General features: G+C 60.3%; 13 protein-coding genes and 1 other RNA gene. 8 read left to right on the forward strand and 6 right to left on the reverse strand.

All coding sequences use genetic code 11. The annotated features are described in order from the left end of the window. Window positions 1–106: 106 nt before the first annotated feature. Complete coding sequence (ybiO, locus tag ACYQ12_RS02665; protein ID WP_459867324.1) at window positions 107–2,488, reverse strand: mechanosensitive channel protein; 2,382 nt, start codon at window positions 2,486–2,488, stop codon at window positions 107–109. 345 nt (window positions 2,489–2,833) lie between these two features. Here ybiO and ACYQ12_RS02670 point away from each other — a divergent pair, with 345 nt between their 5' ends. Both ACYQ12_RS02670 and ACYQ12_RS02675 read left to right on the forward strand, forming a co-directional pair. Beyond that, window positions 2,834–3,043, forward strand: a complete 210-nt coding sequence (locus tag ACYQ12_RS02670; protein ID WP_459867327.1) for a hypothetical protein — start codon at window positions 2,834–2,836, stop codon at window positions 3,041–3,043. A 655-nt stretch (window positions 3,044–3,698) separates the two neighbouring features. Continuing rightward, on the forward strand, window positions 3,699–4,172 hold the full coding sequence (locus ACYQ12_RS02675) for a tetratricopeptide repeat protein (RefSeq protein ID WP_459867330.1): 474 nt from the start codon (window positions 3,699–3,701) through the stop codon (window positions 4,170–4,172). Window positions 4,173–4,285: 113 nt separating this feature from the next. Here ACYQ12_RS02675 and nirK read toward each other — a convergent pair whose 3' ends face one another. The 3 genes from nirK to smpB form a co-directional block, all read right to left on the reverse strand. Then, on the reverse strand, window positions 4,286–5,689 hold the full coding sequence (gene nirK / locus ACYQ12_RS02680; protein WP_459867333.1) for a copper-containing nitrite reductase: 1,404 nt from the start codon (window positions 5,687–5,689) through the stop codon (window positions 4,286–4,288). 278 nt (window positions 5,690–5,967) lie between these two features. Further along, window positions 5,968–6,347, reverse strand: a transfer-messenger RNA (tmRNA) gene (ssrA, locus tag ACYQ12_RS02685). Between the two features lie 42 nt (window positions 6,348–6,389). Then, window positions 6,390–6,875, reverse strand: a complete 486-nt coding sequence (gene smpB, locus ACYQ12_RS02690; RefSeq protein ID WP_459867336.1) for an SsrA-binding protein SmpB — start codon at window positions 6,873–6,875, stop codon at window positions 6,390–6,392. Window positions 6,876–7,007: 132 nt separating this feature from the next. On the opposite strand from smpB, the gene ACYQ12_RS02695 reads away from it, so the two are divergent. Beyond that, window positions 7,008–7,445, forward strand: a complete 438-nt coding sequence (locus ACYQ12_RS02695) for a type II toxin-antitoxin system RatA family toxin (protein WP_459867339.1) — start codon at window positions 7,008–7,010, stop codon at window positions 7,443–7,445. Next, a complete protein-coding gene (locus tag ACYQ12_RS02700) occupies window positions 7,432–7,767 on the forward strand; it encodes an RnfH family protein (RefSeq protein ID WP_459867342.1) in 336 nt (111 codons plus the stop codon). The genes ACYQ12_RS02695 and ACYQ12_RS02700 overlap by 14 nt, the downstream gene beginning before the upstream one ends. A gap of 1 nt (window position 7,768) precedes the next feature. Here the strand turns inward: ACYQ12_RS02700 and ACYQ12_RS02705 are convergent, their stop codons facing one another. Beyond that, entirely contained in the window at window positions 7,769–8,236 is a 468-nt protein-coding gene (locus tag ACYQ12_RS02705; RefSeq protein WP_459867345.1) for an outer membrane protein assembly factor BamE, read from the reverse strand. Window positions 8,237–8,313: 77 nt separating this feature from the next. Here ACYQ12_RS02705 and fur point away from each other — a divergent pair, with 77 nt between their 5' ends. Continuing rightward, a complete protein-coding gene (gene fur, locus ACYQ12_RS02710; protein WP_459867348.1) occupies window positions 8,314–8,766 on the forward strand; it encodes a ferric iron uptake transcriptional regulator in 453 nt (150 codons plus the stop codon). 128 nt (window positions 8,767–8,894) lie between these two features. On the opposite strand, the gene recN is transcribed toward fur, so the two are convergent. Continuing rightward, window positions 8,895–10,568: a DNA repair protein RecN gene (recN, locus tag ACYQ12_RS02715; protein ID WP_459867351.1), complete on the reverse strand. Its 1,674-nt coding sequence runs from the start codon at window positions 10,566–10,568 to the stop codon at window positions 8,895–8,897. 201 nt (window positions 10,569–10,769) lie between these two features. On the opposite strand from recN, the gene grpE reads away from it, so the two are divergent. From grpE to dnaJ, 3 genes are all read left to right on the forward strand, one after another. Next, window positions 10,770–11,402, forward strand: a complete 633-nt coding sequence (grpE, locus tag ACYQ12_RS02720; protein WP_459867354.1) for a nucleotide exchange factor GrpE — start codon at window positions 10,770–10,772, stop codon at window positions 11,400–11,402. 127 nt (window positions 11,403–11,529) lie between these two features. Beyond that, window positions 11,530–13,458, forward strand: a complete 1,929-nt coding sequence (dnaK, locus tag ACYQ12_RS02725) for a molecular chaperone DnaK (RefSeq protein WP_459867357.1) — start codon at window positions 11,530–11,532, stop codon at window positions 13,456–13,458. Between the two features lie 97 nt (window positions 13,459–13,555). Continuing rightward, window positions 13,556–14,695 (forward strand): molecular chaperone DnaJ, encoded by a 1,140-nt coding sequence (dnaJ, locus tag ACYQ12_RS02730; RefSeq protein ID WP_459867360.1) that lies wholly within the window; start codon window positions 13,556–13,558, stop codon window positions 14,693–14,695. The last annotated feature ends 80 nt before the right edge of the window (window positions 14,696–14,775 follow it).

The raw sequence follows: 14,775 nt of genomic DNA on the forward strand, positions 1-14,775 counted from the left end.
AGCATCTTCAGCCGTTGGGCGCGGCAGGCTAAAAAAGGGCTACCGGTAAACCTCGGTAGCCCTTCTCATGGGTCCTTCTCACTCGCTTTTTACGATTGTCGGTCCACTAGCGCTCCTGAGGGTCGTTCACATCATCGCTGTCGGGGGTGGCATGCGACGCGTCGCCGACGCGATAGGTGTCGATATCCTCATCGGGCTTCCTCTCGGGGTGGGTATCCGCCGCGTTGCGACGCTCTTCGGCCAGGCGCAAGTGCGCAGGCGGCGCCGTCCCGTCCTTGTCCTCGCCAAAGTAGAGCGTGGTGTGCGGGAACGGAATCTCGATGCCCGCTGCGTCGAAGTGCATCTTGACCAGGCGGTTGTAGGCGCGTCCCACGCCCCACTGGTCGCCTGGAGTCGTCTTGATGACCACCCGGATATTGACCGAGCTGTCGGCCAGGGCGGTAACGCCTGCCACGGTAAGCGGGGCAAGAATCTTCTGGCCATACTCCTCGCTTGCCTGGAGTTCGTCGAAAGCCGCCTGGAGATGTTCGATGGCGTGGTCGATGTTCTCGCGATAGGCGATTCCGTACTCGCCGACGTGGTTGCCGAACTCGCGCATGAAGTTCGAGACCGTATCGACGGAGGAGAACGGCACGATGTGATAGGTGCCCGACAGGTCGCGGATGCCGACGGAGCGTATGCTGATGCGCTCGGCGGTCCCGGTCACGCCGCCGGCACTCACCACATCGCCGGTATTCATGGCGTTCTCCAACTGGATGAACACACCGGTGATGACGTCCTGAACCAGCTTCTGGGAGCCGAAACCGATGGCCAGGCCCAGCACCCCGGCACCGGCGATCAAGGGACCGATGTTGATACCGATCTCGGCAAGCACGATCATTGCCGTCATGGTCACCAAGGCGATGGCCAGGGCGTTGCGGAACAGGCTGAGCAGGGTCTTGGCACGGGCCGTCGGCTCGCCGGTGCCGGTTTCCGGGCTGAGGCGGTTCTCGATCAGGCTGGCGATGCCGATCCAGGCAGCGGCGGCCACTATCAGGATGATCAGGACGTTGATCGTGGTGCCTACCGCGTGCGCGCCCGCTTCGGATGCGTACCAGGCGGCAAGGTCGAAAGCGCCCCAAGCGGACAGTACGGCCATGACTACCAGAATCAGAATGATGGCGCGAATGACCTTGAGAAAGGTGGGAATATAGGAGTTAAGTCGCTTTTCCAGCAGTGGCAAGCGCCGGCGCATATCGTCGGAAAGCGTGATGCGATGACCGATCAGTTGCGTCAGCACGCCGGATACCAGCAGGCCGAGACCGATATAAATAATGGTCTTGAGGGTGGCCATCATCACATAGGGCAGGGCACTTTCGGGGTGCAGCACGGTGACCCCGAACACGACCACGGCGTACAGCAGTGCCAGCAGATGCCAGACCCGCGCAAAGGTACGCAGTGCTACGCGGCTAGCCGCCATATCGGCGTGCTCGGCGCGCGCCATCAGAGCCGTACGGAGGGTGATGCGATGGGTAAGAATGACCGTGGCGGCATAGATCAACGCCAGCAGCATGATCAGGGTGCCCAGGCCTTTACCCAGCGCGGGAGAGAGATTGAAGCTGACGATGGGCGCGGCCACCAGCATGCCATAACCGATGAAACTTGCCAGACGCGCCAGGAAGCGATTGCAGTAAGAAGCCTGATCGGCCGCAATCGGCAGCAGGCGCAGCCCCTCGTAGCGTGACGAGAACAGCATGCGCATGGCGGTCTTGAACAACTCGATCATCAGGAAGGCATTGAGAAACAGGGAAAGCCGGGTTTCCATGCTGCCAGCTTCGCCAATGGCGAAGGTGGCCAGGAAGTTGCCACCTACGTAGGCCAGCACGACCGCCAGCACATCGGCGAGGGCGGCCAGAACCACGGCAAGGCTGGTACGCAGCAGCTTGCTCTTGTTGTTGCCATGCAGTGACCAGTGGTTGAGCCGGGTAAATAGCGGTGCCGCCAGGCGGCGTAGAATGAAGAACAGCACGAAGGTGCCGACTACCACTAACGCCAGGTTGAAGGCCGCAGCCAGGAAGGCACTCATGTCGAAGCCCGGACCGGCAGCCGTGGAGCCCCGTTCGGCACTGAACAGCAGTTTCAGGGCATCGATGGCGCGCAGGAATTGATTGCCCAGATCGGCGGCAATGTTGCTCGTAGCTTCAGCCAGGCGGCGAGGAAAGGAAACCTGGTCGGCACGTTGCCCACTCGGGGCTTCGGCGGCGATCTGCTCCGCTGGCACCGCACCCTCGATATCCAGTGTCTGATCGTTCTCCTGCGCAGCCGCCAGCGTGCGTAGCTGCTCGATAAGCGCTTCGCGTGATTGCTCGTTTTCCAGCAGATCGGCCATGGTCGAATAGGCGGGAGTCCCTTGGGGGGGTGGCTGCTGAGCCAGCGCGGGCATGATCATCAGGATGAGGCCCAGCAATAACCAGCGGCCGAGGCGGGTGTCGAGACGTAACGTCGGCACTCTGTCTTACCTCCTTGTCAGGGTCAGGGGCGGTCCCGGGACGCGGGACGCGATACGGTCATCATAACATCGCTTAAATGCAGAAATGGGGCGTTACGCTCTCCGTTGTGTCCGGCGAAGCTCAGCCTGTTTGAGTATCGGCTCAGACTTGCCGTAGCTAGAGAGTGCCATATCCAGGCCATGCAAAACGCTGAAGGGTAATAAGTGTAATGTATTGAAAACGTTTTAAAATGTAATTTTTGGTACCATGCTTGTTTAATGAATCCTTTTCTGCCAGTTTGGAAAAGCGAACTGATCGCTGACAGGAAGACCTGTCGACGTTTATCGAACCAAGGAGGGTTTCGCATGTTCGGTTCCATGACCTGTTCCCGCTGTGGAAGCCATGATCTGATCTCGCCCGAGACGACACATGATTGGGACGAGATTACCTGCCGCGATTGTGGCGAGTTCATTGATACCCGTCAGGGGTATGAATCCCGTCAGTCTCCCTCACTGTTAGCCGAGGCCTGCCTCAAGAGCCGTGAGGTCGCCAGGCAGATGGGGCTTCATGCCTGATTGATAATGGCTCGAGGAGCCGATGAGCGATTCCTCGAGCCATGTTTCCCCTCGACTTCCTAGTGAAGCAGCCCAGCTGTGTCGAAGCTAGAAGCTACAAGAGTAACCGGCCATGTTTAGAGTCTCGTTGGATCTGCGTTGCAATGTGTGCGGTGGCGATCAATTCATGATCCCCTCTTTCGAAGAGGCGAACGAAGATATTCGTTGTGCCGAATGCCACGCTTTCAAATGCAAGAGTGACGACCTTGAGCGTGCCATGTCGGCTATCCATCAACCGCCTGCCGGTCAGGCGATGTTTGCAGGAGCCGCCCGGGCTCGTTCATGGTGACGCGGTTTCCGGATCGCCCTGATGTGCCAACCCGCTCGAGGAGCGAGGCAGGTCGACAGGCGACTCCTTCTCGGACGTCAGCTGAACGGTAGATTCTGGGCCGATGTGACGCATCGCGAGTCACGTTCAAGGCAAGCATGCTGTAACGTTATGCCACCTTCCGAGGTGGCTTTTTCATGTCTGGCCAGCCTTGTCCTGGCGTGGTTGCCCGTGGGGCGGGTGGAGCCGGCTCGGTGGCGATAAAGCTCTTTTTTGCCACACTGAAAGAACAGGCTGTCGCTACGCAGAGGTGACGATATGGATATGAGACGAATGGCAGGTGCCAGCATGCTTGCAGCCGCCTTGTCACTGAGTCTGGTGGTGGTTGCTCAAGCGCAGGGCGGCGGAGAGGAAGCGGAGGCTTATGCCGAAGGCATGGCCGCCTATGACAGTGGTGAGTATGGCAAGGCGCTGGATCTCGTGAGGTCCATGGCAGAGCAGGGCGATGCCAGGGCTCAATATAGCCTGGGAATCATGTACGCGAGGGGGCAGGGCGTTTCCCGGGATGACGCCGAAGCCATCAAGTGGTACCGCAAGGCCGCGCAGCAGGGACTGACTGATGCGCAGTATGCGCTGGGTACGCAGTATGCCAATGGAGACGGCGTGGCCCAGGACAAGATTCAGGCGCTGCGTTGGATAACTTTGGCTGCGGAAGCGGGTGATCGTCAGGCGCAGGCCGCGCGTCAATCGCTTGAGCAACAGATGTCGCATGCGCAAGTCCAGGAAGCACAACGCTTGGCGCAACAGGGCGGGTCTCAATAGTGTCGGCAGTTGACGCTGCAATAATGCACAAGGCCCGCCATCGGCGGGCCTTGCTGGCTCTATCAAGTTCCGGCTCCCGTTAGGACCTGATTCCCTCAGTGGACAGAAGGGCTTCAGTGGCCAGAGGCCGTATCGGTATCGTGCGGCGTATGGAAGAGCGCATCATCTTCTTCGCCACTTACGTTCAGGAAACCGACAAGACCCTTTTCCATACGGGAAATGGCATGGTCGACCAGAATGTATTTGCCCGGATAGTCGACCTGGAATTCCACCATGGTGGCGCCTCCCGGGGCAACGGTAGTGGTTTGTACGTTGGTGAGCGGAGGACTGGTCAGTGACGCTTGGTCATAGACCTTATCGAATATTTCACCGATCACGTGAAAGCTCGATGTGGCGTTGGGGCCGCCGACGCCGAAGAAGATGCGTACGGTTTCACCGACCTTGGCTTCCATCTTGTGAGTCTTGGTCAGGGCGCCCATGGCGCCGTTGAAAGTAAAATGTTCAGGTTGTTCGGCGAGCAACTTGTCGATCGAGAACTCCTGTAATCCTTGGCTGCCGTGACGCTCGGCGGTGTAAATCTCGCCCTGCATGACATAGAACTCGCGATCCACTGGCGCCAGGCCGCCCTCCGGTTCGACCAGAATCATGCCGTACATTCCATTGGAGATGTGTTGAGCCACCATCGGCGTGGCGCAGTGATAGACGTAAAGTCCTGGCTTCAGGGCCTTGAAGGTAAAGCTCTTGGACTGGCCGGGGCTAACCTGCATCACGGCTGCGCCACCGCCGGGGCCGGTGACGGCATGAAGATCCACCGAGTGGATATGGCGGCTGTCCGGAGCATTGGCGAGGTTGAGCGTGACGCTATCACCGACACGGACGCGCAAAAATGGACCGGGAACCTTGTTATTGAATGTCCAATATTTATAGCTGGAGCCATCGGCCAGTTGACCCACGACTTCGGTGGTCTCGAGGTTTACAGTCACCTGTTGCGGCCCACGCTGGCCCACGGGTTCGCCGACTGCATAGGGGTCTTGAGTGATGTCCTCCGCGTCGCTTTTGGCCTGAGCCAGAGGTTCTCCGACGATGAGCTTGCCGATCATGCCTGCTGCCTTATGACCGGGTAGCGTGCAGAAATACTGGTAGACCCCATTCTTGTCGACACGAAAGACAATGGCGGTGGCTGCACCTTTGCCACTGACATTTTCCGAGTCGGCGTCGAAATCGGGAAAGGCAATATCGTGAGTGGCACCGTCACCATTCACCAGGTTGATCTGTATGACGGCCCCTTCGGGAGCCCGCAGGTCAGGGTTGACCTGCCCCTTGATATCCCCCTTTTCCCCCACGAAGACCAGCTGGCCCTCCGAGATATCGGTGCGCAGCGTGTACGTCACATCCGGTGTGATACTTGCGGGGCCTTCACCGGCCTTGTGGGCGGCGAAGCTAGGATTAAGAGAAAGTATGCCTAGAATTGCGGCTGCGATGGCAGCTTTGTTCCGGATGGTGACGTTGCCTTTCATCGTCGTGTCCCCTGTGGAGAGAGTCTGTCTTTTGACGAATCAAAAGTACCACTTTGGGAATACCTATATTTGATTTACATCAATACTGATTGAGGTTGGAAGAACGGCACTTTTTGCTCTCTACGCGGGCATGAATTTGGAAAAAGCAAGGTGGGAGCGCATGCCGGGCATGGCGGCTGCTGGTAAGCGCTTGGTGAGGGAATAAACGAAAAAAAGGGCCCTGAGGCCCTTTCTAGTGCGGTTTCCGGTGTCTTCTGGGAAGTCCTGAAACCTCGGTTTGGTGGAGGCGGCGGGAATTGAACCCGCGTCCGCCGGTACTCGCCCTTCGGCTCTACATGCTTAGTTTCGTCTTCTGATTTAACGCCATGGACTCCGACGAGCAGGATTCCATGACGCGATCCTCCTGAGTTTTAACGGTCAACGGGAAGGCGCCGTCGACCGCGATCCTATCCGCTTTGGCTCATATCCCCTCCGTGATAGATAGGCACATCACTTCGGGGCCAGGCTAACTACCAGCAGTCTTTAAGCTGCCAGAGCGCCCTGAGCGTAGTTTTCGTCGTTTGCGACTATTTGATTGTGATGTGGGATTTACGAGATACATCACGCTCTCGGCATGCACCTTGGGGGTTGCTCCCGGCGTCGAAGCCATGTCGCCCCCTTAGAACTGCAAGAATATAGCAGTCTTTCCGGGAAAGGCCAACTATTGCTTGTTCTGGTCGCGCATGATGCGGCCTTTCTGGCGCTGCCAGTCACGATCCTTCTCGGTGGCGCGCTTGTCGTGCAGCTTCTTGCCCGTAACCAGCGCCAGCTCGCATTTGATCAGGTTCTTCTTCCAGTAGAGCTTGAGCGGTACGCAGGTATGCCCTTTCTCCTGGGTGCGTGAAAATATCTTGGCGATTTCCTTGCGATGCAGCAGCAATTTGCGGGTGCGCGTCGGGTCGGCCACAACATGGGTGCTGGCGGTATTGAGCGGCATGATATGGCTGCCTAGCAGCCATGCCTCGCCGTCCTTGACCAGGATGTAGGTATCAGTGAGCTGAGCCTTGCCGGCACGCAGGCTCTTCACTTCCCAACCTGCCAATGCCAGGCCTGCCTCGAAGGTTTCCTCGACGTGATACTCGAAGCGTGCCTTCTTGTTCTGGGCGATGACGCTGCCGCCAGGTGCGTTAGCTTTTTTCTTGGCCATGAATCCTCAGTCTCGATATGCCCTACCTTCTCGTTTCATTCGAGATGGGGTGAAGCGTGATATCATTCAAGGTATTGGCGAAATAACCGATTATGATACGCGCAAGGCGCGACGAAGTCAGCGGAGAGGTCCATGCCCACTGTCAATCGCTCTGCCCTGGTCAAACACTCTTCCAGGGCCATGTTCGATCTCGTCAACGATTTCGAACGCTATCCAGAATTTCTGCCTGGCTGCCGGCGGGCACGGGTACTCGATGAGGGAGAGTCGTACCTGGTGGGTGAAATGACCCTTGCCAAGGGCGGCGTGGAGCAGAGTATCGCTACACGCAACGAGCTTTACCCCCCCGAGCGAATCGATCTGTCGCTTGCCAGTGGTCCTTTCCGCCGCCTGCAGGGGCGCTGGCTGTTCACGCCCATGGGCGAGCATGCCTGCAGAGTGAGTCTGGAGCTGGAATTCGAATTCTCCAATCGCCTGCTGGGCATGGCGTTCGGCAAGCTGTTTCAGCAGGTTGCCGGACAACTGGTCAGTGCCTTTACGCAGCGTGCCGATGAGTTGTATGGCCAGTCCTGACGCAAGTGAGGCGACAGCGCCAGGTATTACGGTTGAAGTCGCCTTCGCGCTGCCCGACAAGCAGAGAATCGTGACGCTATCGGTTCCCGCCGGTACGACGGCATGTGAAGCGGTGCGTCTTGCCGGTTTGGGGGCGCTTTTCCCCGAAGTGCCTGCTGCCTCGTTCGAAGGGGCGAGTCTGGGCATCTTCGGCAAGCTGCTGCGCAATCCCCGAGAGCATGCGCTCAACGCCGGCGACCGCGTCGAGGTCTACCGGCCGTTGAAGGTCGATCCCAAGCAGGCGAGAGCCGAGCGTGCTACCCGGGCTGGCCGCAAGGTATAGCTCAGGGCAGCTCGCTATCGGTCGGCGTACTGGAAGGCGCGCCTCCGCGCGGGGCATTGGAGGGACCGCTGGGCACCAGGTTGGGCAGGCCGGTGGTTTCCGTAGCCGGGCCGGGGCCGACATCGGGCATCATGTTCACATCGGCATCGATGTCTCCCGATTGGGCGATGTGTGTCAGACGCTCGCCCTGGAAGGTCAGCGTGACGCGCTTCTGGATCGTGCCCCCGTAGGCCTCGTCAAGCAGGAACACGTAGTCCCACTGGTCGGGGGCAAACGGAGCTTCGAGCAGAGGGCTGCCCATGACGTACTGCACCTGGTCGCGGGTCATGCCGGGCTTGAGCTGAGTCAGCATGTCTTGCGTGATCAGGTTGCCTTGCGGCAGATCGCGCTTGTAGACGCCGAGGTAGCTGCAGCCGCTGACCAGGGTCAGGGCGACGGAGAAGGTGACTGTTTTAATCAAGTTTTGCATTTGCGCCTATCTTTCACTATCGTTTGCTTTGGTCGATCATACCCGACTCAATAAGTTACTGCGAAGAGCAACTAAGTATGGCCGATAGAAACCAGGAATTACGCAAGGTAGGTCTTAAGGTCACCTTGCCTCGAGTCAAGATCTTGCAGATCCTGGAAGCGACTCGCGAAGAAGACCTTCACATGAGTGCTGAGGATGTCTACAAGGCGCTCCTGGATGCGGGTGAAGATGTTGGCCTGGCAACCGTTTATCGCGTGCTGACGCAGTTCGAGGCAGCGGGCCTTGTGGTGCGCCATAACTTCGATGGCGGTCATGCCGTATTCGAGATGTCCCAGGAAGAGCATCACGATCATATGCTTTGCTTGGAGAGCGGGGAAGTGGTCGAGTTCTACGATGCCGAAATCGAACGGCGGCAGCGCGAACTCGCCGAAGAGCGAGGGTTCGAGCTGGTTGACCACGCTCTGGTGCTGTATGTCCGTCCGAAGGGATCCACGGCCACGCGTCGTCAGGATGGCGGCCACCGTCGCTGATGACGGTTCGGCCAGCAGCCAGGCGCGATCATGCTAGATGAAGGATAACAAGCCACGGCAAGCCTGCCGTGGCTTTTGCGTTTCTAAAGGGCATGCCCGTGACGATGGTATCGGTGCGCTGCAAAACGTCAGTGATGCGGATGCTGGCTGGCATCCAGCATCTCTCTGGCATGGGCCAGGGTGCGGTCGGAGAGATGGACGCCGCCCAGCATGCGCGCAAGTTCTCGCACCCGGCCTGAGGTATCGAGCAGAGCCATCTGTGTCAGGGTGGTATCGTCACGCACCTGCTTCTCGATATGCAGGTGCTGGTGCGCCTGGGCGGCAACCTGAGGCAGGTGGGTCACGGTCATGACCTGGCCCTGGGAGCCCAGGCGGCGCAGCATCTGGCCTACGATCTCCGCCGTGGCGCCCGAAATGCCGACGTCGACTTCATCGAAGACCAGGGTGGGAATGGTGGAGTGGAGCGCGGCGACGACCTGGATGGCCAGGCTGATGCGCGACAGCTCGCCGCCCGAGGCGACCTTGGCCAGAGGCCGTGGCGGCTGGCCCGGGTTGGCGCTGATCAAGAAGCGCACCTGGTCCAGACCGTTGGGCTGCGGGGTGTCGCGGCTTTCCACTTCGACCTCGAAGGCCGCCTTGCCCATGGCCAGAAAGGCCAGCTGATCCTGTACCTCCCGGCCAAAGGCGGCAGCGGCTTCGCTGCGGGCCGCACTGATCGCGCGGGCGCGCAGGCGATAATCATCACGCAGCGCTTCGACTTCCCGGGTCAGGGCTTCCAGGTCATGATCGCCGCTTTCCAGCCCGGCAAGCTCTTCGCGCAGGCGCTGATGAAGCGCCACCAGCTCTTCAGGCATGACATGGTGCTTGCGGGCGATCCGATGCACTTCACCGAGGCGCGACTCCACCTCGGCCAGTCGCTCGGGGTCGAGTTCGGTGCTATCGGCGAAGTGGTGCAGCTCGCGGGCGGCTTCTTCGACCTGGATCTGCGCATCGCCGAGCATTCCCAGGGCATTCGCCAGCGCGCCCTGTTCGCTGCCCGGCAGTTGCGAAAGGCGAGTGACGGCCTGATTCAGCAGCTGGAGGGCGCCGCCTTCATCGTTGTCGCAACACTGCGCAGCGAACTGAGCCTCGGTAATCAACTCCTCGGCATGAGCGAGCTGTTCCTGCTCCTGTTCAAGAGTGGCCAGCTCCTCTTCCCCTAGTGCCAGCAGGTCGAGCTCCTCCACCTGATAGCGCAGCAACTGGCGGCGTGCCTGCACCTCGTCTCCATCTTCCGCCAGTCGCTTGAGCTTGCGGCGCAGCGCCTGCCAGCGTCGGAACCCGTCCTGCAGTTCGGCAACAGCCGAGGCATGCCCGGCGAAGTCGTCGAGCAGGCGCAGATGGGTCTCCTCATGAAGCAGCGTCTGATGAGCGTGCTGGCTGTGGATCTCGATGAGATGCTCTCCCAGAGCCTTGAGGTCGGCCACGGTGCATGGCTGCCCGTTGATCCAGGCCTTGGAGCGGCCATTGGCGGACACCACGCGACGCAGCAGGCAATCCTCGGTGGGCAATTCACGCGACTCCAGCCAGGCACGGGCACCCGGCAGGCGGGTGATATCGAAGCGGGCGAAGAGATCGGCGCGATCGCGCCCGTGACGTACGCTGCCAGCGTCTGCCCGCTCACCCAGACATAGACCCAGCGCACCGAGCAGAATCGACTTGCCTGCTCCGGTTTCCCCGGTGATGGCGGTCATTCCTCTGCGCAGGTCCAGGTCGAGGGCATCGACGATGGCCAGATCGCGAATCGCAAGCTGTGTCAGCATGGCTACCTCCGGCATTCATTGCGCCGGTGGGTGTCGGCGCCTCTGTTCTGGCTGTTTATACAGTAGCCCCTCGGTCGCTTCAATGACCCATCGGCATCATTGTCGCTGATGGCTTGAGATCGTTGATGGCATCCCCATATAAGGGCCAACGCTTTGTCAATCGCGGCCTGTGGGCCGTTCCATGATTTCAGGAGATGCTACATGGCCAAAGATCCACAGACTCCCACCGATGAGGAAATGGTTCCGCCTGCGCGTGATGACGAGCCGCAATCGCTCGACGACGAGGCGCTTGAAGGCGAACTGGATGACACGCTCAGGGCGGCTGAACAGGCCGAAGTCGATGACGGCATCATGGTGAACCCCGAGGCGGAAACGCTGGCGGCGCGAGTCGAAGAGCTCGAGCAGTCACTGGCCGAAGCCAAGGATCAGACCGTCCGCGCCATGGCGGAATCGCAGAATGTTCGCCGGCGTGCCGAGCAGGACGTGGAGAAGGCGCGCAAGTTTGCGTTGGAAAAGTTCGTCAAGGAGCTCCTGCCGGTGATCGATAGCCTCGAGAAGGCGCTGGACACCATGGGTGAGGACGCCAGCGAGGCGCACCGTGAAGGCGTTGCGATGACGCTCAAGCTGCAGCTCGACGTATTGAAGAAGTTCGGTGTCGAGCCGGTGGAGCCGACGGGCGAGCCTTTCGATCCGCAGTACCACGAGGCTATGGCCATGGTGCCCAATCCGGAAATGGAGCCGAACACGGTCATGGACGTGATGCAGAAGGGGTATCTGCTCAACGGCCGACTGGTGCGCCCGGCCATGGTCGTGGTCAGCCAGGCGGCTGGCTGACGCCGAAGAAACTTTCTGGCGAGGCGCGACGGGAGCCCTTGAAAGGCATCGCAGCGCCCCCACATAGATGACAAGCAGGCGGCGCAGGCCGCAATGAACAGGCAAGCAACGATTTCGAGGTATTCTCATGGGACGCATTATTGGCATCGATTTGGGAACCACCAACTCCTGTGTCGCCGTACTCGACGGTGACAGTGCCAAGGTAATCGAGAACGCGGAAGGCGGCCGCACCACGCCGTCCATCATCGCCTATACCGACGACGGCGAGACGCTGGTCGGACAGGCGGCCAAGCGGCAGGCGGTCACCAATCCGACCAACACGCTGTATGCCGTCAAGCGCCTGATCGGCCGCAAGTTCAAGGACGATGTGGTCCAGAAGGACATCAAGATGGTGCCCTACGGCATCACTGAAGCTGACAACGGCGATGCCTGGATCGAGGTGAAGGGCAAGAAGCTCGCACCGCCGCAGATCAGTGCCGAAGTCCTGAAGAAGATGAAGAAGACTGCCGAGGACTACCTGGGCGAGGAAGTGACCGAGGCGGTCATCACCGTGCCGGCCTACTTCAACGACTCCCAGCGTCAGGCCACCAAGGATGCCGGGCGCATCGCCGGGCTCGACGTCAAGCGCATCATCAACGAACCGACAGCGGCTGCGCTGGCCTACGGCATGGACAAGTCGCGTGGCGACAAGACCATTGCCGTCTACGACCTGGGCGGCGGTACCTTCGATATCTCGATCATTGAAGTCGCCGATGTCGACGGCGAGACGCAGTTCGAGGTGCTGGCCACCAACGGTGACACTTTCCTGGGTGGCGAGGACTTCGACCTCAAGCTGATCGACTATCTGGTCAGCCAGTTCAAGTCCGACAGCGGTATCGACCTGTCCGGTGACTCCCTGGCCATGCAGCGCCTCAAGGAAGCCGCCGAGAAGGCCAAGATCGAGTTGTCCAGCGCTCAGCAGACCGAGGTCAACCTGCCGTACATCACGGCCGACAACACCGGTCCCAAGCACCTGAACGTCAAGATCACCCGTGCCAAGCTCGAGTCGCTGGTCGAGGATCTGGTTCAGCGCTCTCTCGGTCCGTGCAAGACCGCCATGGCCGATGCCGGTCTGTCCTCTTCTGAGATCGACGACGTCATCCTGGTCGGTGGTCAGACGCGCATGCCGATGGTGCAGAAGAAGGTTGCGGAATTCTTCGGCAAGGACGCGCGCAAGGATGTCAATCCGGATGAAGCCGTAGCCATCGGTGCCGCCATTCAGGGCGGTGTGCTGGGTGGCGACGTCAAGGACGTGCTGCTGCTCGACGTGACTCCGCTGACCCTGGGCATCGAGACCCTGGGTGGCGTGATGACGCCGCTGATCGAGAAGAACACCACCATTCCGACCAAGAAGACGCAGACCTTCTCGACCGCGGACGACAACCAGACGGCCGTGACCATTCACGTCCTGCAGGGCGAGCGCAAGCAGTCCGGTCAGAACAAGTCGCTGGGTCGCTTCGATCTGGCCGACATTCCGCCGGCACCGCGTGGTGTGCCGCAGATCGAAGTCGCCTTCGATCTGGATGCCAACGGTATCCTCAACGTGTCTGCCAAGGACAAGGCCACCGGCAAGGAACAGTCGATCGTCATCAAGGCCTCTTCCGGTCTGTCTGACGAAGAGATCGAACAGATGGTCCGCGATGCCGAAGCGCATGCTGACGAGGACAAGAAGTTCGAGGAACTGGTCCAACTGCGCAACCAGGCCGACGGCATGATCCACGCTGCGCGCAAGACCCTGACCGAGGCCGGCGACAAGGCCGATGCCGCCGAGAAGGAGAAGATCGAGACCGCGATCGGCGAACTCGAGGAGGCGCTGAAGGGCGACGATCAGCAGGTCATTCAGACCAAGCTGGATGCGTTGACCGAGGCTTCCGGCGCACTGGCTCAGAAGATGTACGCCGAACAGGCCGATACGGCGCAGGCGGACGGCGATCAGGCCGATGCCGGTACCAAGAAAGACGACGACGTGGTTGACGCGGAATACGAAGAAGTCAACGACGACCAGAAGAAGCAGTAACAGGGCGTCTGACGTTACCACGGAAGACGGCGGCGCGGGGGCCAGATGACTCCCGCGTTGCTGTATCCGTGGTTCAGACACGGAGGCGGATGGATCCATGTCCAAACGTGACTATTACGAAGTACTGAGTGTCGAGCGCGGCGCCGATCAGAAAGAGATCAAGAAAGCCTACCGCCGTCTCGCTCAGAAATTCCATCCGGACCGCAATCCGGGCGATGACACTGCAGCGGAGAAATTCCGCGAGGTGTCCGAAGCTTATGAAGTGCTGTCCGATGACGAGAAGCGCGCCGCCTATGACCAGTTCGGCCATGCCGGTGTCGATGGGCAGGCCGGCGGCGGTTTCGGCGCGGGCGCCGGAGCCGGTGGTTTCAGCGACATCTTCGGCGATGTCTTCGGCGACATCTTCGGTGGTGGCGCGGGTGGCCGGCGCAATCCGAACGCGCCGCAACGCGGCTCGGACCTGCGTTACAATCTCGAGCTCGACCTCGAGAGCGCCGTTACCGGCACGACCGTAGACATTCGCGTGCCGCGCCATGTCGAATGCGATCATTGCGATGGTCAGGGTGCCGAACCGGGCTCCAGCAAGGAGACTTGCCCAACCTGTCATGGCATGGGGCAGGTGCGTATGCAGCAGGGCTTCTTTGCCGTGCAGCAGACGTGCCCGACCTGCCACGGACGGGGCGAGGTGATCAAGGTGCCGTGCCGCAAGTGTCACGGCGAAGGGCGCATGCGCGAGACGCGCACCCTGTCGGTGAAGATTCCTGCCGGAGTGGATACCGGCGATCGCATTCGTCTCAACAATGAAGGCGAGGCCGGTCTCAATGGCGGACCGCCGGGCGATCTCTACGTCCAGGTGGCAATCAAGCCGCACCCGATATTCGAGCGTGACGGACGCCACCTGCACTGCGAGGTGCCGATCAACTTCATCGATGCCGCGCTGGGCGGCGAACTGGAAGTCCCGACGCTGGAAGGTCGGGTCAAACTGAAGATTCCGCCCGAGACCCAGACCGGCAAACTGTTCCGCCTGCGCGGCAAGGGGGTCAAGCCGGTACGCGGCGGCCCGGCAGGGGATCTCTTGTGCAAGGTGGTGCTGGAAACCCCGGTCAATCTCACCGAGCATCAGAAGGACCTGCTGCGTCAGTTCCAGGACAGCCTGAGCGGCAGCAACAGCCATTCACCGAAGAAGGATAGCTGGTTCGACGGCGTGAAGAAGTTCTTCGAGGACATGAAGCCCTGATCTGCGAGCGTATGCGCCAGTCGAAATGGTAGGCAGTGAGAAACCCCCGGCAAGCGTCCGGGGGTTTTGCATGAGAGGGC

The organism is Halomonas shantousis (assembly GCF_054654615.1).

What these genes read in the sequence shown, in the direction of transcription:
- ACYQ12_RS02670 (WP_459867327.1), top strand. Translation starts at nt 2,834, where the DNA reads ATGTTCGGTTCCATGACCTGTTCCCGCTGTGGAAGCCATGATCTGATC.
- ACYQ12_RS02675 (WP_459867330.1), top strand. Translation starts at nt 3,699, where the DNA reads ATGCTTGCAGCCGCCTTGTCACTGAGTCTGGTGGTGGTTGCTCAAGCG.
- nirK (WP_459867333.1), bottom strand. Translation starts at nt 5,689, where the DNA reads ATGAAAGGCAACGTCACCATCCGGAACAAAGCTGCCATCGCAGCCGCA.
- smpB (WP_459867336.1), bottom strand. Translation starts at nt 6,875, where the DNA reads ATGGCCAAGAAAAAAGCTAACGCACCTGGCGGCAGCGTCATCGCCCAG.
- ACYQ12_RS02695 (WP_459867339.1), top strand. Translation starts at nt 7,008, where the DNA reads ATGCCCACTGTCAATCGCTCTGCCCTGGTCAAACACTCTTCCAGGGCC.
- ACYQ12_RS02700 (WP_459867342.1), top strand. Translation starts at nt 7,432, where the DNA reads ATGGCCAGTCCTGACGCAAGTGAGGCGACAGCGCCAGGTATTACGGTT.
- ACYQ12_RS02705 (WP_459867345.1), bottom strand. Translation starts at nt 8,236, where the DNA reads ATGCAAAACTTGATTAAAACAGTCACCTTCTCCGTCGCCCTGACCCTG.
- fur (WP_459867348.1), top strand. Translation starts at nt 8,314, where the DNA reads ATGGCCGATAGAAACCAGGAATTACGCAAGGTAGGTCTTAAGGTCACC.
- recN (WP_459867351.1), bottom strand. Translation starts at nt 10,568, where the DNA reads ATGCTGACACAGCTTGCGATTCGCGATCTGGCCATCGTCGATGCCCTC.
- grpE (WP_459867354.1), top strand. Translation starts at nt 10,770, where the DNA reads ATGGCCAAAGATCCACAGACTCCCACCGATGAGGAAATGGTTCCGCCT.
- dnaK (WP_459867357.1), top strand. Translation starts at nt 11,530, where the DNA reads ATGGGACGCATTATTGGCATCGATTTGGGAACCACCAACTCCTGTGTC.
- dnaJ (WP_459867360.1), top strand. Translation starts at nt 13,556, where the DNA reads ATGTCCAAACGTGACTATTACGAAGTACTGAGTGTCGAGCGCGGCGCC.